The 19,650-nt window shown below is 60.9% G+C and carries 22 protein-coding genes; 13 read left to right on the forward strand and 9 right to left on the reverse strand.

Annotated elements, in window-relative coordinates; genetic code table 11:
• Nucleotides 1-187: 187 nt before the first annotated feature.
• Nucleotides 188-1,504 carry an MFS transporter gene (locus tag J1G37_RS23375; RefSeq protein ID WP_207045616.1) on the forward strand — a complete coding sequence of 439 codons (1,317 nt, stop codon included), beginning with the start codon at nt 188-190 and terminating at the stop codon, nt 1,502-1,504.
• On the opposite strand, the gene J1G37_RS23380 is transcribed toward J1G37_RS23375, so the two are convergent.
• The 3 genes from J1G37_RS23380 to trpB all read right to left on the reverse strand — a co-directional run bounded on the left by J1G37_RS23380 (nt 1,501) and on the right by trpB (nt 4,120).
• A complete protein-coding gene (locus J1G37_RS23380) occupies nt 1,501-1,944 on the reverse strand; it encodes an anti-virulence regulator CigR family protein (RefSeq protein ID WP_124527051.1) in 444 nt (147 codons plus the stop codon). The two genes, J1G37_RS23375 and J1G37_RS23380, sit on opposite strands and share 4 nt — an antisense overlap.
• 139 nt (nt 1,945-2,083) lie before the next feature.
• The gene (gene trpA, locus J1G37_RS23385; RefSeq protein ID WP_124527052.1) at nt 2,084-2,893 is read right to left on the reverse strand and encodes a tryptophan synthase subunit alpha; all 810 of its coding nucleotides are present in this window, start codon (nt 2,891-2,893) and stop codon (nt 2,084-2,086) included.
• A complete protein-coding gene (gene trpB / locus J1G37_RS23390; protein ID WP_017734731.1) occupies nt 2,894-4,120 on the reverse strand; it encodes a tryptophan synthase subunit beta in 1,227 nt (408 codons plus the stop codon).
• A gap of 110 nt (nt 4,121-4,230) precedes the next feature.
• On the opposite strand from trpB, the gene J1G37_RS23395 reads away from it, so the two are divergent.
• A complete protein-coding gene (locus J1G37_RS23395) occupies nt 4,231-5,127 on the forward strand; it encodes a LysR family transcriptional regulator (RefSeq protein ID WP_207045617.1) in 897 nt (298 codons plus the stop codon).
• Here J1G37_RS23395 and J1G37_RS23400 read toward each other — a convergent pair.
• Nucleotides 5,124-5,450: a DUF883 family protein gene (locus tag J1G37_RS23400; RefSeq protein ID WP_207045618.1), complete on the reverse strand. Its 327-nt coding sequence runs from the start codon at nt 5,448-5,450 to the stop codon at nt 5,124-5,126. The two genes, J1G37_RS23395 and J1G37_RS23400, sit on opposite strands and share 4 nt — an antisense overlap.
• A gap of 156 nt (nt 5,451-5,606) precedes the next feature.
• Here J1G37_RS23400 and J1G37_RS23405 point away from each other — a divergent pair, with 156 nt between their 5' ends.
• Nucleotides 5,607-5,822: a dodecin gene (locus J1G37_RS23405; RefSeq protein ID WP_003220389.1), complete on the forward strand. Its 216-nt coding sequence runs from the start codon at nt 5,607-5,609 to the stop codon at nt 5,820-5,822.
• Nucleotides 5,823-5,925: 103 nt separating this feature from the next.
• Nucleotides 5,926-6,150, forward strand: coding sequence for a DUF1161 domain-containing protein (locus J1G37_RS23410; RefSeq protein ID WP_017734728.1), 225 nt, complete (start codon nt 5,926-5,928; stop codon nt 6,148-6,150).
• 61 nt (nt 6,151-6,211) lie between these two features.
• Here the strand turns inward: J1G37_RS23410 and J1G37_RS23415 are convergent, their stop codons facing one another.
• Nucleotides 6,212-7,213, reverse strand: coding sequence for an LLM class flavin-dependent oxidoreductase (locus J1G37_RS23415; protein WP_207045619.1), 1,002 nt, complete (start codon nt 7,211-7,213; stop codon nt 6,212-6,214).
• 219 nt (nt 7,214-7,432) lie between these two features.
• Here J1G37_RS23415 and J1G37_RS23420 point away from each other — a divergent pair, with 219 nt between their 5' ends.
• Nucleotides 7,433-7,864, forward strand: coding sequence for an OsmC family protein (locus tag J1G37_RS23420; protein WP_207045620.1), 432 nt, complete (start codon nt 7,433-7,435; stop codon nt 7,862-7,864).
• A gap of 209 nt (nt 7,865-8,073) precedes the next feature.
• Entirely contained in the window at nt 8,074-8,313 is a 240-nt protein-coding gene (locus tag J1G37_RS23425; RefSeq protein WP_159932240.1) for a DUF1161 domain-containing protein, read from the forward strand.
• Here the strand turns inward: J1G37_RS23425 and J1G37_RS23430 are convergent, their stop codons facing one another.
• Nucleotides 8,314-8,736: a hypothetical protein gene (locus J1G37_RS23430; RefSeq protein ID WP_207045621.1), complete on the reverse strand. Its 423-nt coding sequence runs from the start codon at nt 8,734-8,736 to the stop codon at nt 8,314-8,316. It lies immediately after the preceding gene.
• Nucleotides 8,737-8,837: 101 nt separating this feature from the next.
• Here J1G37_RS23430 and J1G37_RS23435 point away from each other — a divergent pair, with 101 nt between their 5' ends.
• The gene (locus J1G37_RS23435; protein WP_207045622.1) at nt 8,838-9,881 is read left to right on the forward strand and encodes an aminopeptidase; all 1,044 of its coding nucleotides are present in this window, start codon (nt 8,838-8,840) and stop codon (nt 9,879-9,881) included.
• Nucleotides 9,882-9,967: 86 nt separating this feature from the next.
• Here J1G37_RS23435 and J1G37_RS23440 read toward each other — a convergent pair whose 3' ends face one another.
• Complete coding sequence (locus J1G37_RS23440; RefSeq protein WP_207045623.1) at nt 9,968-10,627, reverse strand: HAD family hydrolase; 660 nt, start codon at nt 10,625-10,627, stop codon at nt 9,968-9,970.
• Complete coding sequence (locus J1G37_RS23445) at nt 10,624-11,166, reverse strand: gamma carbonic anhydrase family protein (RefSeq protein ID WP_207045624.1); 543 nt, start codon at nt 11,164-11,166, stop codon at nt 10,624-10,626. Before J1G37_RS23445 ends, J1G37_RS23440 begins: the two co-directional genes overlap by 4 nt.
• A gap of 76 nt (nt 11,167-11,242) precedes the next feature.
• Here J1G37_RS23445 and prlC point away from each other — a divergent pair, with 76 nt between their 5' ends.
• Nucleotides 11,243-13,318, forward strand: a complete 2,076-nt coding sequence (gene prlC / locus J1G37_RS23450) for an oligopeptidase A (protein WP_207045625.1) — start codon at nt 11,243-11,245, stop codon at nt 13,316-13,318.
• On the forward strand, nt 13,315-13,590 hold the full coding sequence (locus tag J1G37_RS23455; RefSeq protein ID WP_017528719.1) for a YheV family putative zinc ribbon protein: 276 nt from the start codon (nt 13,315-13,317) through the stop codon (nt 13,588-13,590). The genes prlC and J1G37_RS23455 overlap by 4 nt, the downstream gene beginning before the upstream one ends.
• A gap of 7 nt (nt 13,591-13,597) precedes the next feature.
• Here J1G37_RS23455 and J1G37_RS23460 read toward each other — a convergent pair whose 3' ends face one another.
• Nucleotides 13,598-14,284, reverse strand: a complete 687-nt coding sequence (locus J1G37_RS23460) for a tyrosine-protein phosphatase (protein ID WP_207045628.1) — start codon at nt 14,282-14,284, stop codon at nt 13,598-13,600.
• Between the two features lie 232 nt (nt 14,285-14,516).
• Here J1G37_RS23460 and J1G37_RS23465 point away from each other — a divergent pair, with 232 nt between their 5' ends.
• The 4 genes from J1G37_RS23465 to J1G37_RS23480 all read left to right on the forward strand — a co-directional run bounded on the left by J1G37_RS23465 (nt 14,517) and on the right by J1G37_RS23480 (nt 19,459).
• Nucleotides 14,517-15,269, forward strand: coding sequence for a gluconate 2-dehydrogenase subunit 3 family protein (locus J1G37_RS23465; protein ID WP_207045630.1), 753 nt, complete (start codon nt 14,517-14,519; stop codon nt 15,267-15,269).
• Between the two features lie 2 nt (nt 15,270-15,271).
• Nucleotides 15,272-17,056 (forward strand): GMC family oxidoreductase, encoded by a 1,785-nt coding sequence (locus J1G37_RS23470; protein WP_207045632.1) that lies wholly within the window; start codon nt 15,272-15,274, stop codon nt 17,054-17,056.
• 12 nt (nt 17,057-17,068) lie between these two features.
• Nucleotides 17,069-18,319, forward strand: a complete 1,251-nt coding sequence (locus J1G37_RS23475) for a cytochrome c (RefSeq protein WP_207045634.1) — start codon at nt 17,069-17,071, stop codon at nt 18,317-18,319.
• 81 nt (nt 18,320-18,400) lie between these two features.
• Entirely contained in the window at nt 18,401-19,459 is a 1,059-nt protein-coding gene (locus J1G37_RS23480) for a PA0069 family radical SAM protein (RefSeq protein ID WP_207045635.1), read from the forward strand.
• The last annotated feature ends 191 nt before the right edge of the window (nt 19,460-19,650 follow it).

Consider the following 19,650-nt stretch of genomic DNA (forward strand, 5'->3'; position numbering starts at 1 on the left):
CGATACAACAGCGTAAGGCGCCACAGCTACAACGGTTATCACTCACCGATAGCGGCGGAAAAGCTAGCAGCGTGAGAACCGAAAAGAATGTCCGAAATTACTGGACCAGTTCAAGCCAGCTCCCACACTGACCGTGTTCTGACAGTGAAGATTTGTCCTCAATAAACATAAGAAGAGGCACCCCCTCATGCATCCTGAATCCTTCACCGGCCAGGCTTCTTTAGTTACGCCTACCCGAAAGCGCTACTTCATCATGGTGTTGCTGTTTATCACCGTGGTCATCAACTACCTCGACCGCAGCAACCTGTCGATTGCCGCCCCGGCACTGACCAGTGAGCTGGGCATTGACCCGGTGCACGTCGGGCTGATTTTCTCCGCATTCGGCTGGACCTACGCCGCGATGCAGATCCCCGGTGGCTGGCTGGTGGACCGCGTGCCGCCGCGCATTCTCTATACCGCCGCCCTGCTGCTGTGGTCCATCGCCACCGTGATGCTCGGATTTGCCGCCAGCTTTATCGCGCTGTTTGTGTTGCGTATGGCCGTGGGCGCGCTGGAAGCCCCCGCGTATCCGATCAATAGCCGCGTGGTCACCACTTGGTTCCCTGAGCGTGAACGTGCCACGGCGATTGGTTTCTACACCTCCGGGCAATTTGTCGGGCTGGCGTTTCTGACGCCGGTACTGGCCTGGTTGCAGCATGCGTTCGGCTGGCACATGGTGTTTGTCGTCACCGGTGGCGTGGGCATTCTGTGGGCGGCGATCTGGTACGCGGTGTACCGCGAGCCGAAGGATTTCAAAGGCGCCAACGCAGCAGAAATCGAACTGATCCGCGAAGGCGGCGGCCTGGTGGACATGCAGGAAAAAGCCAAGAAGGCGCCGTTCAGCTGGGTGGACCTGGGCATTGTGTTGAGCAAGCGCAAGCTCTGGGGCATCTACCTGGGGCAGTTCTGCCTGAACTCCACGCTGTGGTTTTTCCTGACATGGTTCCCCACCTACCTGGTGAAATATCGCGGCATGGACTTCATCAAGTCCGGCCTGCTGGCGTCACTGCCGTTTCTCGCCGCGTTTGTCGGCGTGCTGTGTTCCGGGATCTTTTCCGACTGGCTGATTCGCCGGGGCGCCTCGGTGGGCTTTGCGCGCAAGTTGCCGATCATTGGCGGGTTGCTGATTTCCACGGCAATCATCGGCGCCAACTATGTGGACTCGACGGCGTGGGTAATCGCGTTCCTGGCGCTGGCGTTCTTTGGTAACGGGTTGGCGTCGATTACCTGGTCCTTGGTGTCGACCCTGGCACCGGCGCGCCTGTTGGGGCTGACCGGTGGGGTGTTCAACTTCATCGGTAACCTGTCGGCGATTGCCACGCCGATCGTGATTGGCTTCTTGGCCAGTGGTGATTCGTTTGCACCGGCGATTACCTATATCGCGGTGCTGGCGTTGCTTGGGGCGCTGTCCTACATACTGCTGGTGGGTAAGGTCGAGCGCATAGAGTTGAATGAAAAGCCTTAGTTGAGCACGCCGTCGAGAATCTCGTAGACGATGCCGGTTCCTACGGCAATCAACACCACATCCGGCCCCGAACGGCGCCACTCATAACCTTGGTACACCGGCAGGCGTGCCAGGGCGCGGCTGTCCAGGCGTTCGCCGTAGTAACCATGGGGCAGTGGCTGGCCTCGCACCAGGCGCACATTCGGCGGTGGCGGTGCGCCACGGGAGAACTGGCCGTGGTTGTCGCGGATCACCTGGCGTACCGGGCCGAAGTCCTGGGGTGGGCCGCCGCGACGGTTGTCCTGCGGGCCGCGATGGTCGTTGCCACGCTGCTGTTCGTGCTGGCCTTGCGGGCCGCCACGGTCAGGACCGCCCTGATCATTCGGCGCGGCCTGCACCAGGGCGCTGGCGCCGAGGACCAGCACGCCAAGACTGGCAATCACGGTTTTAGGCATTTTCATTGGGGGCTTCCTCAGCTGCACAAACAACAAAAAGGGATTTCGAACGAGGTTCGAAATCCCTTGGTCTTGTCAGTTTAGGTAGCGGATCGACAGGATGATTCCTCTGTATCAGGAACTTTACCTACCGCTTACGAGCCGCTTACTTACGGGCGCTGCGGACACCTTCCGACAGCGCTGCACACAGTCCCAGCACGCCATCGATGGCCTGCTGATCATTTTTCGCAGTGGCGATGTGATCGATCAATGCCGAACCGACCACTACGCCGTCGGCCAAACGGGCGATGGCCGCCGCTTGCTCCGGAGTGCGGATACCAAAACCGATGCTGATCGGCAGGTCGGTATGGCGACGCAGGCGGGTCACGGCTTCTTCGACGTGTTCCAGGGTGGCGGCACCGGCACCGGTCACACCGGCCACCGACACGTAGTACACAAAGCCGGAGCTGCCGTTGAGCACGGTAGGCAGGCGCACGTCGTCGGTGGTCGGCGTGGTCAGGCGGATAAAGTCGATACCTGCGGCCTGGGCCGGGTCGCACAGCTCGCCGTTATGCTCGGGTGGCATGTCGACCACGATCAGGCCGTCGACGCCGGCTTCCTTGGCGTCGGCGATGAACTTCGGCACGCCATATTTGTGGATCGGGTTGAAGTAACCCATCAGCACCAGCGGGGTTTCGCTGTTGTCCTTGCGGAACTCGCGGACCATTTGCAGGGTTTTCAGCAGGTTCTGCTTGGCTTCCAGCGCGCGGATGTTGGCCAGTTGGATCGCCGGGCCATCGGCCATTGGGTCGGTGAAGGGCATGCCCAACTCGATCACGTCGGCGCCAGCGGCGGGCAGGCCTTTAAGGATGGCCAGCGAGGTGTCATAACCCGGGTCGCCAGCGGTGACGAAGGTCACCAGGGCGGCGCGGTTTTGTTCTTTAAGCTGGGCGAAGCGGGTTTGCAGGCGGCTCATTTAGTGTTTCTCCTGCTGCGATTGTTCCATGTGGTGCATCACGGTCTGCATGTCTTTGTCGCCGCGGCCGGAAAGGTTAACCACCATCAGGTGATCCTTCGGCAACGTCGGTGCGCGTTTGAACACTTCGGCCAGGGCGTGGGCGCTTTCCAGTGCAGGAATAATCCCTTCCAGGCGGCAGCATTTGTGGAAGGCGTCGAGGGCTTCGTCGTCGGTCACCGAGGTGTACTGGACGCGGCCGATGTCATGCAACCACGCGTGTTCCGGGCCGATGCCCGGGTAATCGAGGCCGGCAGAGATCGAGTGGGCGTCGATGATCTGGCCGTCGTCGTCCTGCAACAGGAAGGTGCGGTTGCCGTGCAATACACCGGGTACGCCGCCGTTGAGGCTGGCGGCGTGCTTGCCGGTTTCGATGCCGTGGCCAGCGGCTTCAACGCCGATGATTTCCACGCTGGTGTCGTCGAGGAACGGGTGGAACAAGCCCATGGCGTTGGAGCCGCCGCCGATGCACGCCACCAGGCTGTCCGGCAGGCGGCCTTCCTGGGCTTGCAGTTGGGTGCGGGTTTCCTTGCCGATCACCGCCTGGAAGTCGCGGACCATTGCCGGGTAAGGGTGTGGGCCAGCCACGGTACCGATCAGATAGAAGGTGCTATCAACGTTGGTTACCCAGTCGCGCAGGGCTTCGTTCATCGCGTCCTTGAGCGTGCCAGTGCCGGCGACCACTGGGATCACTTCCGCGCCCAGCAGCTTCATGCGGAACACGTTGGCCTGCTGGCGCTCGATGTCGGTGGTGCCCATGTAGATCACACATTGCAGGCCGAAACGTGCAGCGACGGTGGCGGTGGCCACGCCGTGCATGCCGGCGCCGGTCTCGGCGATGATGCGTTTCTTGCCCATACGCCGTGCCAACAGGATCTGGCCGATGCAGTTGTTGATCTTGTGCGCGCCGGTGTGGTTCAGCTCTTCGCGCTTGAGGTAGATCTTGGCGCCGCCGCAGAATTCGGTGAGGCGTTCGGCGAAATACAGTGGGCTTGGGCGGCCGACGTAGTCCCGTTGGAAGTAGGCCAATTCCTCGTTGAACGCCGGATCGATCTTGGCCGCTTCGTATTCGCGGGCCAGGTCGAGGATCAACGGCATCAGGGTTTCAGCGACGTAGCGGCCGCCGAACGCGCCAAACAGGCCGTTGGCGTCTGGGCCGTTGCGTAGGTCGGTCTGGGACTGAGTCATGGGACGCTCCAGGAAAGAAGGGGTGTAGGAAACAATGACGGCCACTCTACCCCTCACGCTGTGGCCTGAAAACCGATAAGATCGCCGCAACCTGTCAGGAAAACTCACAGATGAGCCGAGACCTTCCGCCCCTCAATGCCCTGCGGGCATTTGAAGCTACAGCGCGACTGAACAGCGTCAGTCAGGCAGCCGAGCAATTGCACGTGACCCACGGTGCGGTCAGCCGGCAGTTAAAGGTGCTGGAAGAACATTTGGGCGTGGGCCTGTTCGTCAAGGACGGGCGCGGCCTTAAACTCACAGATGCGGGTATCCGTCTGCGGGACGCCAGCGCGGAGGCGTTCGAGCGGTTAAGGGATGTGTGCGCCGAACTGACCCAGGCCAGTGCCGAGGCGCCCTTCGTTCTGGGTTGCTCGGGGAGTTTGCTGGCGCGCTGGCTGATCCCGCGCCTGGGCCGCTTGAACGCTGACCTGCCGGACCTGCGCTTGCACCTGTCGGCGGGTGATGGTGACCTTGACCCCCGTCGCCCAGGCCTGGACGCCCTGCTGGTATTCGCCGAGCCGCCTTGGCCTGCGGATATGCAGGTGTACGCGTTGGCCAGCGAACGCATCGGGCCAGTGATGAGCCCGCGTTTCGCCGGTTATGAGCGTTTGCGCCACGCGCCGGCTTCGGCCCTGTGCGCTGAGGCGCTGCTGCACACCACATCCCGCCCGCAAGCCTGGCCCAGTTGGGCGCAGCAGCACGGCATCACGCCCGGCGCGTTGAAACACGGCCAGGGCTTTGAGCATTTGTATTATTTGCTGGAAGCCGCGGTAGCCGGGCTTGGCGTGGCTATTGCGCCCGAACCGCTGGTGGCCGAGGACTTGCGTGCGGGCCGGTTGGTGGCACCGTGGGGTTTCAGCGAAACCCCGGCGCACCTGGCGTTGTGGCTGCCCAAGCGCGCCGCAGACGGGCGCGCCGGGCAACTGGCGCAGTGGCTCAAGGCTGAGCTGTTGCGCCAGCCGGATTAGTCACTGCGTTTGCACAGCAAGTACGCGGCCAGCAGGCCCAGCGCACCTACAGCAACGCCGGCTGTAGTCCATGGGTGTTCCTGTGCGTAGTCCCGGGTAGCAACACCGGTTTCGCGGATTTTCACTTTGCTTTCTTCGTAGGCATCGCTGATCAGGTGGCGGGAGTGCTTGAGGGCATTCTCGGCATTGCTTTTCAGGGCCTTCAAGGTCTTGCGCGACTCGTCAGACGCATCGTCCTTGAGGCTTTCCAGAGACTTGAGCAGGCTCGAAATCTCGGCTTCCATGCTTTCCAGCGACGCTTTGCGTAAAGAAGTGTTGGCCATGTGGACTCTCCTGAAGTGATTGAGTGGCGTGTGTAGATACCGACTCCCGTGGTTTCAGAAAGTGCAGTAAATCTGAACTTTCGCGTAGGAACGGTCGCCAGAAGCAGTATGAACATTGACTGCTAGGCTTTATTGACGACCCTCAGGAGAAACCTCATGTCTGATCATCACACCTACAAGAAAGTCGAATTGGTGGGCTCGTCCACCTCCAGCATCGAAGATGCCATCAACAACGCCCTGGCCGAGGCCAACAAAAGCATCAAGCACCTGGAATGGTTTGAGGTGGTTGATACCCGTGGTCACATCAAGGATGGCAAGGCCGCGCACTTCCAGGTCACGCTCAAGGTGGGATTCCGAATTGCCAGTAGTTGAACTTTGCTAACTGGCTGATTGCCATAACCTGCGCTACAACCAATGGGTGCCGATGCCACGAGCGTCGGCACGCTCTTTTCGAATAGCGCAAGGAAAGTAACGGATGAAGAAGTTTCTGTTGGCAGTAGGTTTGTTGAGCATTGCGGGCACAGCCCTGGCGGCCGGCAAGCCTTGTGACGAGCTGAAAAGCGAGATTGCAGCGAAAATCGACGCCAAGGGCGCTTCGGGTTATTCGCTGGAGGTGGTGGAGAAAGGTGCTTCTACCGACGCTAAAGTGGTCGGTAGCTGTGAAGGCGGCACCAAGGAAATCGTCTACAAGCGCGGTTGATCCCGTGTCGCAGACATAAAAAACCGACGCGAGTGCGTCGGTTTTTTTTCGCCTGAAGGGATTAACCCTTCATCAACTGCGCCAGCAATTCGTAGGAACGAATCCGGTCGGCGTGTTCGTACAGGTCGCAGGTAAAGATCAGCTCGTCGGCGCCAGTTTGTTCCACCAGCACTTCCAGTTTGGCGCGGATTTTTGCCGGGCTGCCGACCATCGCCAAGCCAAGGAAACTGCCCACCGCATCTTTTTCATGGGGCAGCCACAGGCCTTCCATGCTCTTCACCGGTGGGCGTTGCACCAGGCTTTGCCCGCGCATCAGCGCGAGGATGCGTTGGTACACCGACGTGGCCAGGTAGTCAGCCTGCTCATCGGTGTCGGCGGCGACCAGGGGAATGCCGAGCATCACGTAGGGCTTATCCAGAACCGCTGAAGGCTTGAAGTGATTGCGGTAGACGCGAATCGCCTCGTGCATCAAGCGCGGTGCGAAGTGGGAGGCGAAGGCGTAGGGCAAACCGCGCTCACCGGCCAATTGCGCGCTGAACAGGCTGGAACCCAGCAGCCACACCGGGACGTTGGTGCCGGTGCCGGGTACGGCGATGATGCGTTGGTCTGGGGTGCGCGGGCCGAGGTAGGCCATCAGCTCGGCGACGTCTTCGGGGAAGTCGTCGGCGCTGCCGGAGCGCTCACGGCGCAGGGCGCGGGCGGTCATCTGGTCGGAGCCGGGCGCGCGGCCCAGGCCCAGGTCGATACGCCCGGGATAGAGGCTTTCCAGGGTGCCGAACTGCTCGGCGATTACCAATGGCGCATGGTTGGGCAGCATCACGCCGCCGGAACCGACGCGAATCGTCGAGGTGCCACCGGCCAGGTAGCCGAGCAACACCGAGGTGGCCGAACTGGCGATGCCGTCCATGTTGTGGTGTTCAGCCACCCAGAAACGGTTGTAGCCGAACTTTTCCACATGCTGGGCCAGGTCCAGGGAATTGCGCAACGACTGCGCCGGGCTGCCGTTGGCGCGCACGGGCACGAGGTCGAGGGTCGAGAACTTCACGTCGGACAGCGATTTCATAAGCCTGCTTCTCCAAGGGGGCGCGCAGGCTGTCTAGACGAATCAAAACCTGCCGCTTCATGTGCATGGTCTATGCAATGAGGGCATATACCCGAGATTCAATAGCGGATACCGAAATTTCCTACTTGATTGCTAGGTTTCTCCGACAGGATGAACTTTGCCGGTCCGACTATCCTCAGAACCCTTACTTACGCAAAACCACCGTTCGAGGAGACCGCTATGAGTATCGTGAAAAAAGCATCCGCGCATTGGGAAGGTGATTTGAAGACGGGCCTGGGTTCCATCTCCACGGAAACCGGGGTGTTGCGCGAAGCGCCCTACGGCTTTAAGGCACGTTTCGAAGGGGGCAAGGGCACCAACCCTGAGGAATTGATCGGGGCGGCGCATGCCGGTTGTTTCTCCATGGCCTTTTCCATGATTCTCGGCGATGCCGGGCTCAAGGCTGACAGCATCGATACCCAGGCTGAAGTGACGCTGGACCAGGTCGATGGCGGCTTTGCGATCACGGCGGTGCACCTGATCCTCAAGGCCAAGATTCCCGGCGCGAGCCAGGCACAGTTCGAAGAACTGAGCACAAAGGCCAAGGAAGGGTGCCCGGTATCCAAGGTGTTGAATGCGAAAATAACCCTGGATGCCACGCTGGTTAGCTAACACCGCAGATCTAAAAATGTGGGAGCGGGCTTGCTCGCGAAAGCGGAGTGTCAGGCACTGAATGTGTTTCTGATACACCGCATTCGCGAGCAAGCCCGCTCCCACATTTGGTTTTGCGTTAAATCAGAACCTGCGTGTGCAAACTATGGTCGAATAGCCATTGCAGCCTAGGCGCACACCCGTGCGCATGCATTCAGGGAGCTACACACATGAAACGTTTTGCCTTGGCGATCATCTGCGGCGTATTGGCCACCTCGGCCGTGGCCGCGCCCAAAGATTGTGAAGAGCTGCGTAAGGAGATCGAGGTCAAGATCCAGGCGAACGCGGTTCCGTCCTACACCCTGGAAATCGTCAGCAAGGAAGAAGCCGACAAGCACGACGTGGCCATGGTCGTCGGCAGCTGTGAGAACGGCACCAAGGCCATCATCTACCAGAGGAACAACGACTGATCAGATGCAGTTGACGCTGCGCTCCTCTGCCAGCAACTGACGCGCCGCGTTGTAGAGCCGGATATTCGGCGTGAAGGCCAGCGAACGGCCTTCCAGTACATAACGTTGGCCCGCCTGGAAGTGGTCGTACTGCAGGGTCATGAAGCAGGTGCGTTCGGTAGTCTGCCCCAGCCCGCCGAAGCCGCTGCCCGTTGGCACTTCGAAATCAAAGCGCACCATCAACTCGTGGCTGCCGGGCGGCATCTGGAAGAAACGACCGTCATCGAGGTTCTTGCCGTCCAGGCGCTGGGCCATCACCAGTTTGGCGTTGGGTGTCGGGGTGGCGAAATCGACCCAGGCTTGCTGCGGATCGACCGCTGGCAACGGCGTCAAAGCGCATGCGCTGAGAAACAGGACGGTGATGGCAAGCAACAGCTGGCGCATGGCGTGTACTCAATGGAAGAAAAGAAATGGGCCTGATGCAGCAGGCGCCCCTTGAGTATAAACACCCCATGGCGTGGAAAAGTCCCAGGAGCATTCGGTACATGGTCAGGCGTTTTTTCCCAGGGTTGATGGTTGTGCTGCTCAGCGGCTGCTCAAGCATCAGTTATTACGGGCAGTTGGCCAGCGGCCAGTGGCAATTGTTGCGGGCCCGCGAGCCGGTTGCCCAAGTCATCGCCGACCCCGCGCGGCCGCCGCTGCTGCGTGAGCATCTGGCGCAATCACAGAAGGCGCGCACGTTTGCCAGTGAGCACCTGCACTTGCCTGACAACCAGAGTTACCGGCTGTACGCCGACATCGGCCGGCCCTATGTCGTCTGGAATGTGTTTGCCACCACAGAATTTTCGCTCTCGCCTGAAACCCACTGCTTCCCGATCGCCGGTTGCGTGGCCTATCGCGGCTACTACAACCAGGGCGCGGCGCGGGGTGAGGCGGCATTGTTGCGCCTGCGGGGCATGGACGTGTCGATTGGCGGCGTCGAGGCCTATTCCACCCTGGGTTGGTTCAACGATCCGATCCTCAACTCGATGATGAACTGGGGTGATGAGCGCTTGGCCACGCTGATTTTTCATGAGCTGGCGCACCAGCGGTTTTATGTGAAGGACGACACCGAGTTCAACGAGTCATTTGCCAATTTCGTCGAGCAGGAAGGCACGCGGCAGTGGCGTGCGGCGCGTGGGCTGGCGCCGAGCAACAACGCGGCGTTGCAGCAACGCGACCAGTTTATCCAGCTGATCCTCGATACCCGTCAGCGGTTGGAAAAGGTCTACGCCCAACCTTTGGCGGCCGATGCGATGCGCGCGGCCAAAGCGGCGGAATTCGAGCGCCTGCGCAGCGATTATCGGCAGATGCGTGACAGCCAGTGGGCGGGCGACAAGCGTTATGACGCCTGGATCAACTTGCCGATGAACAATGCGCGGTTGTTGCCGTTTGGGTTGTATGACCAGTGGGTGCCGGCGTTTGCGGCGTTGTTTCGGCAGGAAGGTGGGGATTGGCTGAGGTTTTATGCGGCGGTGGAGAGGATGGGTGGGTTGCCGGTGGGGCAGCGTAAGGTGGCGTTGAAGCAGTTGGAGATGGGTGGGATTTAGGGCCTCATCGCAGGCAAGCCAGCTCCCACATTATTGATTTGTGAATACCCTCAAATGTGGGAGCTGGCTTGCCTGCGATAGCGGTCTCAAGGCTGCCGCAAAAACGCCTGGTGCATCTCGGCCAACGTCTCAAAGTGCCAAGTCGGCGCCTCGGCATTCAGCTCTTCAAAACTGCCAAACCCATACCCCACTGCCGCGGAATCCAGGCCATTGCTGCGGGCGCCGATCAGGTCGTGTTTGCGGTCACCAATCATCAAGGTGGTTGCCGGGTCCAGGCCTTCTTCGCGCATCAGATGGGCAATCAACTCCACCTTGTTGGTGCGCGTACCGTCCAGCTCGCTGCCGTAGATCACCTTGAAGTGCTTGGCAAAGTCGAAATGCCTGGCGATCTCGCGGGCAAATTCCCACGGCTTGGAGGTGGCGACATACAGTTGGCGGCCCTGGCTGTTCAGCTCTTCCAGCAGCGGCAGCACGCCGTCGAATACGCGGTTCTCATACAGCCCGGTGACCTTGAAGCGCTCGCGGTAGAAGTTCACCGCTTCCCACGCTTTGGCTTCGTCGAAGCCGTAGAACTGCATGAACGCTTGCAGCAACGGTGGGCCGATAAAGTGTTCGAGCTTGGTCAGGTCCGGCTCGTCGATGCCGAGTTTGGCGAGGGCGTACTGGATCGAGCGGGTGATGCCTTCACGCGGATCGGTCAGGGTGCCATCCAGGTCGAAGAGGACAGTGGGGTAATGCAGGGTCATTGATCGAATCCTTCAGCCAGGTGCAGGTCTTTGAGTTTCACGTAGTTCGCCGCGCTGTAGGTGAAAAACGCGCGTTCCTTGTCAGTCAGAGGGCGGATCTGTTTAACCGGGCTGCCCACGTACAAGTAGCCGCTGTCGAGCTTCTTACCCGGCGGCACCAGGCTGCCGGCGCCGATGATCACGTCATCTTCCACCACGGCGCCATCCATGACGATGCTGCCCATGCCGATCAGGATGCGGCTGCCCACCGTGCAACCATGCAGCATGACCTTGTGGGCGATGGTCACGTCGTCGCCGATCAGCAGCGGGAAACCGTCCGGGTTGAACGGCCCGGCATGGGTGATGTGCAGCACGCAGCCATCCTGCACGCTGGTGCGTGCGCCAATACGGATGCGGTGCATGTCGCCGCGAATCACGGTCAGCGGCCAGACGGAGCTGTCGGAGCCGATTTCGACATCGCCGATCACCACCGCCGAAATATCGACAAAAGCCCCGGCGCCCAGGGTTGGCGTGTGGTTCTGATAGGTGCGAAGGGTCACGATAGCCTCTCTCTCTTTTGCTGATAGCTGCGGTGGGCGTTGATTGTAATTAAGATGGCCCCATCTTTGTTCTTACATGTCTTCAGCCAAGGTACCCACCGTGAGCGCGAACAACCCGCTTTTGCAGTCCTACGACCTGCCGCCGTTCTCGGCGATCCGTGCCGAGCACGTACAGCCGGCCATCGAACAGATCCTCGCTGACAACCGCGTTGCCATCGAAGGCATCCTGCAAAGCCAGGGGAAAAATCCGACGTGGGCCGGCCTGGTGCTGGCCATGGACGAACTGAACGACCGCCTGGGCGCCGCCTGGAGCCCGGTCAGCCACCTCAACGCCGTGTGCAACAGCGCCGAACTGCGTGAGGCCTATGAAAGCTGCCTGCCGGCGTTGAGCGCCTACTCCACTGAGATGGGCCAGAACCGCGAGCTGTTCCAGGCCTTCGAAGCCCTGGCCAGCAGCCCGGAAGCCGCCGGTTTTGACGTGGCGCAAAAAACCATTCTGGAACACTCCCTGCGCGACTTCCGCCTGTCGGGTATCGACTTGCCGCCGGAGCAGCAAAAACGCTACGCCGAAGTGCAGAGCAAACTGTCCGAGCTGGGCAGCAAGTTCTCCAACCAGTTGCTGGACGCGACCCAGGCCTGGACCAAACACGTGACCGAGGAAGCCACCCTCGCCGGCCTGACCGACTCGGCCAAGGCCCAAATGGCCGCCGCTGCCCAATCCAAAGACCTGGATGGCTGGCTGATCACCCTGGAATTTCCGAGCTACTACGCGGTAATGACCTACGCCCACGACCGCGCCCTGCGCGAAGAAGTCTACGCGGCCTACTGCACCCGTGCGTCGGACCAAGGCCCGAATGCCGGTCAGAACGATAACGGCCCGGTGATGGAACAGATCCTCGACTTGCGTCAGGAACTGGCCAAGCTGTTGGGCTATGCGTCCTTCTCCGAACTGAGCCTGGCCACCAAGATGGCCGAGTCCAGCGACCAGGTGCTGAGCTTCCTGCGCGACCTGGCCAAGCGCAGCAAGCCGTTTGCCGCCCAGGACCTGCAACAGCTCAAGGCTTACGCGGCCGAACAAGGCTGCGCCGACCTGCAAAGCTGGGACAGCGGTTTCTACGGCGAAAAACTCCGTGAGCAGCGCTACAGCGTGTCCCAGGAAGCGCTGCGCGCCTACTTCCCCATCGACAAAGTGCTCGGCGGCCTGTTTGCCATCGTGCAACGCCTGTACGGCATCGAGATTGCCGAGCAGAAGGGCTTCGACACCTGGCACCCGGATGTACGCCTGTTTGAAATCAAGGAAAACGGCCAGCACGTCGGTCGCTTCTTCTTCGACCTGTACGCCCGCGCCAACAAACGTGGCGGCGCCTGGATGGACGGCGCGCGCGACCGTCGCCGCACCATTGACGGCGTACTGCAAAGCCCGGTGGCCAACCTGGTGTGCAACTTCACCCCGGCCGACAGCGGCAAGCCTGCCCTGCTGACCCACGACGAAGTGACGACGCTGTTCCACGAATTCGGCCACGGCCTGCACCACCTGCTGACTCGCGTTGAACATGCGGGTGTGTCCGGTATCAATGGCGTTGCGTGGGATGCGGTGGAGTTGCCGAGCCAGTTCATGGAGAACTGGTGCTGGGAGCCGGAAGGCCTGGCGCTGATCTCGGGCCACTATGAAAGCGCTGAGCCGCTGCCCCAGGACCTGCTGGAAAAAATGCTCGCGGCGAAAAACTTCCAGTCCGGCCTGATGATGGTGCGCCAGTTGGAATTCTCGCTGTTCGACTTTGAACTGCACGCCACCCACGGCGACGGTCGCAGCGTGGCCCAGGTGCTGGAAGGCGTGCGCGATGAGGTCTCGGTGATGCGTCCGCCGGCCTACAACCGTTTCCCCAATAGCTTTGCGCACATTTTCGCTGGCGGTTATGCGGCGGGGTACTACAGCTACAAGTGGGCCGAAGTGCTGTCGGCCGATGCCTTCTCCAAGTTTGAAGAAGAAGGTGTATTGAATGCCGAGACCGGCCGCGCCTTCCGCGAGGCGATCCTGGCCCGTGGCGGTTCCCAGGAACCGATGGTGTTGTTCGTCGATTTCCGCGGACGGGCGCCGTCGATTGACGCACTCTTGCGCCACAGCGGCCTGAGTGAGGACGCGGCAGCATGAGTGAAGGGCCTGTGATCACCAAAAAGCAATTTATCGCCGGGGCGGTCTGCCCGGCGTGCAGCGAGCCGGACAAGTTGAAGATGTGGACCGAAGACAGCGTGCCGCATCGTGAATGTGTGGCCTGCGGTTATACCGACACACTGAATGACCAGGGTTTGTCGGTGCCCAAGGAATTGGGCACGCGGGTCAACACCTCGGCGTTGAAAGCGCCGGCTGACCCGAAGGTTCAGGCGGTGCAGTTCTTCCCCAATCCCAAGCTGAAAAAAGACTGACGCCCGTTTAGGGTTTTACCGTCAGTCCTGCGTCGCTCTTTGGCTCGACACGGCCCGTTCCCGCCGTGTTGAGCCAACTGTTCATCGAGCACAGTGCAAATGCACTGGTGCTGCAATCGCCATTCGCCAGGGCTGTACGCAACTTGTCGGTATCGGCCTTCATCATGTAGCGAACGCCGTCCTTGAAGCCGTTACTGGTGCCAAAGCCGCCTAGGGTCATCTCGTTCAGCGCATCTTCCTTGCTCCATCCCTGCACCACCACTCGATACATCGCCGCCATCAGGCCGGTGCGGTCGGAGCCGTGTTTGCAGTGCATCAGCACCGGGCCGTTGGCTTCGGCTTCCTTGATCGCCCTGAGTGCCGCCAGCACGTCGGAATCATCTACATGGTTAGTGCGATAACTCAGCTGAACTTGACGGATGCCGGGGGCTTTCAGCCAGTTGGCGTCGGACTCCGGCAGGAAGTTGATCACGGTGCCGATCTTCAGTTGTTGCAGCAGCGGCACCGCGCTGCTGTCGGGTAAAGCGCTGCGATACAGGGTGGGCGTCATCTGGTGCAGGTTGTATTGGCTGCCCACGGGCTGGGCCCATTCGGGCGAGCGAATGGACGTGGACTCGTCGGCCTGGGCAGGCACGAGGGTAAACAAGGCCACGAGTGCGAGGCCAAGAGCCGACAGCCATTGATGCTTGAACATGGGTGACGTTAACCGGACAGAGGGTTGGGGAATGGTCCGCAGATTGGTTTACGGGGGGTCAACGGGGTGTGAGGCGGTCGTCAAAGATTCGTGAATCCTCAGTCTTTAGTCGCTGAAACGATTCCTCTCGATCCTTAGGCTGCTATCATTTGTAACCATTGATTGCCAAAAATACCCAAGCCGCTCCCCAGAAGCGGCTGCTAAACCCGTGACCACATGATGAGGTGCACCCATGTCTGATCAAGATCAAGACAACCCCCGGCGTGACTTTTTACGCAAATCCTTGACCTTGATCCCGGTGGTCACGGTTGCCAGCACTGGCCTTGGCGGCTCGATGCTGATGGCAACGTCCGAGCCGGCCCAGGCCGCTCCCGCCAAGCCTGCGGCTAGTGAAAAGGCCTACGAGCCAAGCTACTTCACGGCCGTAGAGTGGGCGTTTATCAACGCCGCCGTGGCGCAGTTGATCCCCGCTGATGCCCAAGGCCCAGGCGCGCTGGAAGCCGGTGCACCGGAATATATCGACCGCCAGATGAACACCCCGTACGCCAGCGGCGCCCTGTGGTTTATGCAAGGTCCGTTCAACGCCGATGCGCCGCCTGAAATGGGCTGGCAGAGCAAACTGGTGCCCAAGGACATCTATCGCCTGGGTATCGCCGCGACGGATGCGTGGTCGAAAGCGTTCAACGGTAAAGCTTTTGCTGCGCAAGACAGCGCTACCCGAGACGATATGTTGCGTCGCCTGGAGGCTGGCGGCAGTGAAGTGGCCGCGCATTTCCAGGCGGTGCCGCCGGAGATTTTCTTCAACTTGCTGCTGCAAAACACCAAGGAAGGGTTCTTCTGCGACCCGATCCATGGCGGCAACAAAGGCATGGTCGGCTGGACCATGATCGGCTTCCCCGGCGCCCGCGCCGATTTCATGGACTGGGTTGAACGCAACGAGCAATACCCCTTCCCGGCAGTTTCCATCCGCGGCGAGAGGGCATAAACGTGGCGACCATCATGAAGAAAGTGGATGCGGTGATCGTAGGCTTCGGCTGGACCGGCGCGATCATGGCCAAGGAGCTGACGGAAGCCGGCCTCAACGTGGTAGCGCTGGAGCGCGGCCCGATGCAGGACACTTACCCGGACGGCAACTATCCCCAGGTCATCGACGAACTGACCTACAGCGTGCGTAAAAAACTCTTCCAGGACATCTCCAAGGAAACGGTGACCATTCGCCATAGCGTGAATGACGTCGCCCTGCCCAACCGTCAGCTGGGCGCGTTCCTGCCGGGCAATGGCGTCGGTGGCGCGGGCCTGCATTGGTCGGGCGTGCACTTTCGTGTTGATCCGATCGAGCTGCGCATGCGCAGCCATTACGAAGAGCGCTACGGCAAAAACTTCATTCCCAAGGACATGACCATCCAGGACTTCGGCGTCAGCTATGAAGAGCTGGAACCATTTTTCGACTACGCGGAAAAAGTCTTCGGCACCTCCGGCCAGGCCTGGACCGTCAAAGGCCAGTTGGTCGGTGAAGGCCGTGGCGGCAACCCATATGCGCCGGATCGTTCCAACCCGTTCCCCTTGGAGTCGCAGAAAAACACCGTCTCCGCACAGCTGTTTCAGAAGGCGGCCGCGAGCGTTGGGTATAAACCCTACAACCTGCCATCAGCCAATACTTCGGGGCCCTACACCAACCCCTATGGCGCGCAGATGGGCCCGTGCAACTTCTGCGGTTTTTGCAGTGGTTACGTGTGCTACATGTATTCCAAGGCGTCGCCGAACGTGAACATCCTGCCGGCGCTGCGCCAGGTGCCGAATTTTGAACTGCGGCCTAATTCCCACGTGCTCAAGGTCAATCTCGACAGCACCAAGCGCAAGGCTACGGGCGTGACGTACATCGACGCCCAAGGCCGCGAATGCGAGCAGCCGGCGGACCTGGTGATCCTTGGCGCGTTCCAGTTTCACAACGTGCGCCTGATGCTGCTGTCGGGTATCGGCAAGCCTTACGACCCGATCACCAATGAAGGCGTGGTCGGTCGCAACTTCGCCTACCAGAACATGGCCACCATCAAGGCGTTCTTCGACAAGGACACCCACACCAACAACTTCATCGGAGCCGGCGGCAATGGCGTGGCCATCGATGACTTCAACGCGGACAACTTCGACCACGGGCCCCATGGCTTTGTGGGCGGTTCGCCGATGTGGGTCAACCAGGCCGGCAGCCGGCCGATTGCTGGCACGTCCAACCCACCGGGCACACCGGCCTGGGGCAGTGCGTGGAAGCGCGCGACCGCCGATTACTACACCCACCAGGTATCGATGGATGCCCACGGTGCGCATCAATCCTACCGGGGCAACTACCTGGATCTGGACCCGGTGTACCGCGATGCCTACGGCCAGCCGTTGTTGCGGATGACGTTCGACTGGCAGGAAAACGACATCAAGATGAACCGCTTCATGGTCGAGAAAATGGGCAAGGTCGCCGAGGCGATGAACCCCAAGGCGATTGCCGTGCTCGGCAAAAAAGTCGGGGAGCACTTCAACACCGCGTCGTACCAGACCACCCACCTCAACGGTGGCGCGATCATGGGCACCGATCCCAAGACCAGTGCGTTGAACCGTTACCTGCAATGCTGGGATGTACACAACGTGTTTGTCCCTGGCGCGTCCGCTTTCCCACAGGGCTTGGGCTACAACCCTACCGGCCTGGTGGCGGCGCTGACCTATTGGTCGGCCCGCGCGATCCGCGAGCAGTACCTGAAAAACCCCGGCCCACTGGTTCAGGCATAAGGAGCGATGACCATGAAAGCATTTGTTATCGCCTCTCTGGCGCTGTTCAGCAGTTGCTCGGTAAGCGCTGCCGAGACCGACCTGATCAAGCAGGGCGAATACCTGGCCCGCGCCGGTGACTGCGTGGCCTGCCATACCGCCAAGGGTGGCAAGCCGTTCGCTGGCGGCCTGCCGATGGAAACGCCGATTGGCGTGATCTATTCCACCAACATCACCCCGGACAAGAGCGGCCTGGGCGACTACAGCTTCGAGGACTTCGACAAGGCCGTGCGCCATGGCGTCGCCAAGAGCGGTAGTACGCTTTACCCGGCAATGCCCTATCCGTCTTACGCACGCGTCAGCGATAGCGATATGCAGGCGTTGTACGCGTACTTCATGAAGGGTGTGGAGCCGGTGGCCCAGGACAACCAGGCCAGTGATATTCCATGGCCGTTGAGCATGCGCTGGCCGTTGGCTGCGTGGCGCTGGATGTTTGCGCCTGAGGTTGCCGAAGCGCAGCCAGCCGCGCAGGCCGACCCGGTGATCAGCCGTGGCGCCTATCTGGTGGAAGGGTTCGGCCACTGCGGCGCCTGCCACACGCCGCGGGCCCTGACCATGCAGGAAAAAGCCCTGAGTGCCAGCGAGGGCAGCGCGTTCCTGTCCGGCAGTGCGCCGCTGGAGGGCTGGATCGCCAAAAGCCTGCGCGGCGACCACAAGGATGGCCTCGGCAGCTGGAGCGAGGCGCAACTCGTGCAATTCCTCAAGACCGGCCGCAGCGACCGTAGCGCGGTGTTTGGCGGGATGAGCGATGTGGTCGTCCACAGCATGCAGTACATGTCGGAAAATGACCTGACGGCTATCGCCCGTTACCTCAAGAGCCTGCCCGCGGTAGACCCCAAGGATCAGCCGCACCAGTACGACAAGCAGGTTGCCGAGGCCCTGTGGAAAGGCGACGACAGCCAGCGCGGCGCCTCTGTGTACATCGACAACTGCGCCGCTTGCCACCGCACCGATGGCCATGGCTATACGCGGGTGTTCCCGGCCCTGGCCGGCAACCCGGTGTTGCAGACGGTGGATGCCACCTCGTTGATCAACATCGTGTTGAACGGCGGCACCTTGCCGGCTACCCACGCGGCGCCGTCCACCTTTACCATGCCGGCGTTCGCCTGGCGCCTGTCGGACCAGGAGGTGGCGGATGTCGTCAGCTTTATCCGTGGCAGCTGGGGCAACCAAGGCGCGCCGGTGAAAGCCGGCGACGTGGCGGACTTGCGCGAGAAGCACTGATCGTTCCCTGACCGCCAAACGGCACTGGTCAGAAACCTCGCGCCTCGATACTGTATATAAAAACAGTATCGAGGCGTTTTTATGTCTACTGCGCTGCCGCCCCGTGGCCGGGGCACGGCCACCAACCTGCATAACCGCTTTGCGCCCACCGTCAGCGTGGCCGAGGACGACGGCTGGTATCAGGAAGTGCCGCCGACCCAAGGCACCGAAGTGCGTATCGAAACGGCCAAGACCATCATCACCCGTAACAACTCGCCGGACTTGCCGTTTGATCGCTCGATCAACCCTTATCGCGGCTGCGAGCACGGCTGCATCTACTGTTATGCGCGGCCTAGCCATGCCTATTGGGACATGTCGCCGGGGCTGGATTTCGAGACCAAGCTGATCGCCAAGAGCAACGCCGCCGATGTGCTGGAGCAGCAACTGTCGAAGCCGGGGTACGTGTGTGCGCCGATCAACCTGGGGTCCAACACCGACCCTTATCAGCCCATCGAGCGCGAGTACCGCATCACCCGGCAAACCCTGGAGGTGCTGCTGCGCTACCGGCACCCGGTGACTATCATCACCAAGGGCTCGCTGATCCTGCGCGATCTCGACCTGCTCACCGAGTTGGCCAAGCAACGGCTGGTGGCCGTGATGATCAGCCTCACCAGCCTGGATGACGAACTCAAGCGCATCCTGGAACCGCGCACGGCGGCGCCCAAGGCACGGTTGCGGGCGATTCGGGTGATGCGCGAGGCGGGCATCCCGGTGGGCGTGTTGTGTTCGCCGATGATCCCGATGATCAACGACAGCGAGCTGGAAAGCCTGCTCACCGAAGCACACGCTGCCGGCGCGCAAAGTGCGGCGTACATGATGCTGCGCCTGCCGCTGGAGGTGGCGCCGTTGTTCGAGGAGTGGCTGGCGGCGCATTACCCGCAGCGCGCGGCCCATGTGATGAGCCTGGTGCGCCAGGTACGCGGTGGTGAGGTGTATGACAGCCGCTTCGGCGTACGCATGCGCGGCGAGGGGCCTTTTGCCGATCTGCTGGCCCAGCGTTTCAGCAAGGCGATCAAACGCCTGGGGCTTAACCGTCGGGAAGGATTCAATCTGGATTGCACGGCGTTCTGTCCGCCAGGCAGGCAGATGGCGTTGTTGTAGACTGTTGAGGAAAGGTGCACTTTATTTGTAGGAATGGTCTCACTTTGACATCACTGAAACCCGCGTTCTAGAGCGGTTCATTCAGTTTGAGTTAAGTTTCGGCGGCTACCTTGTCCAGCGAGTGACTGATGAGTCGGCGGCCTGGTTTGTGGCGTTTGCAACGATTGCACTGGCCTGGCGTCGAACGCACT

It is taken from the genome of Pseudomonas sp. Marseille-Q1929 (assembly GCF_017316265.1).
Lineage (GTDB): Bacteria > Pseudomonadota > Gammaproteobacteria > Pseudomonadales > Pseudomonadaceae > Aquipseudomonas.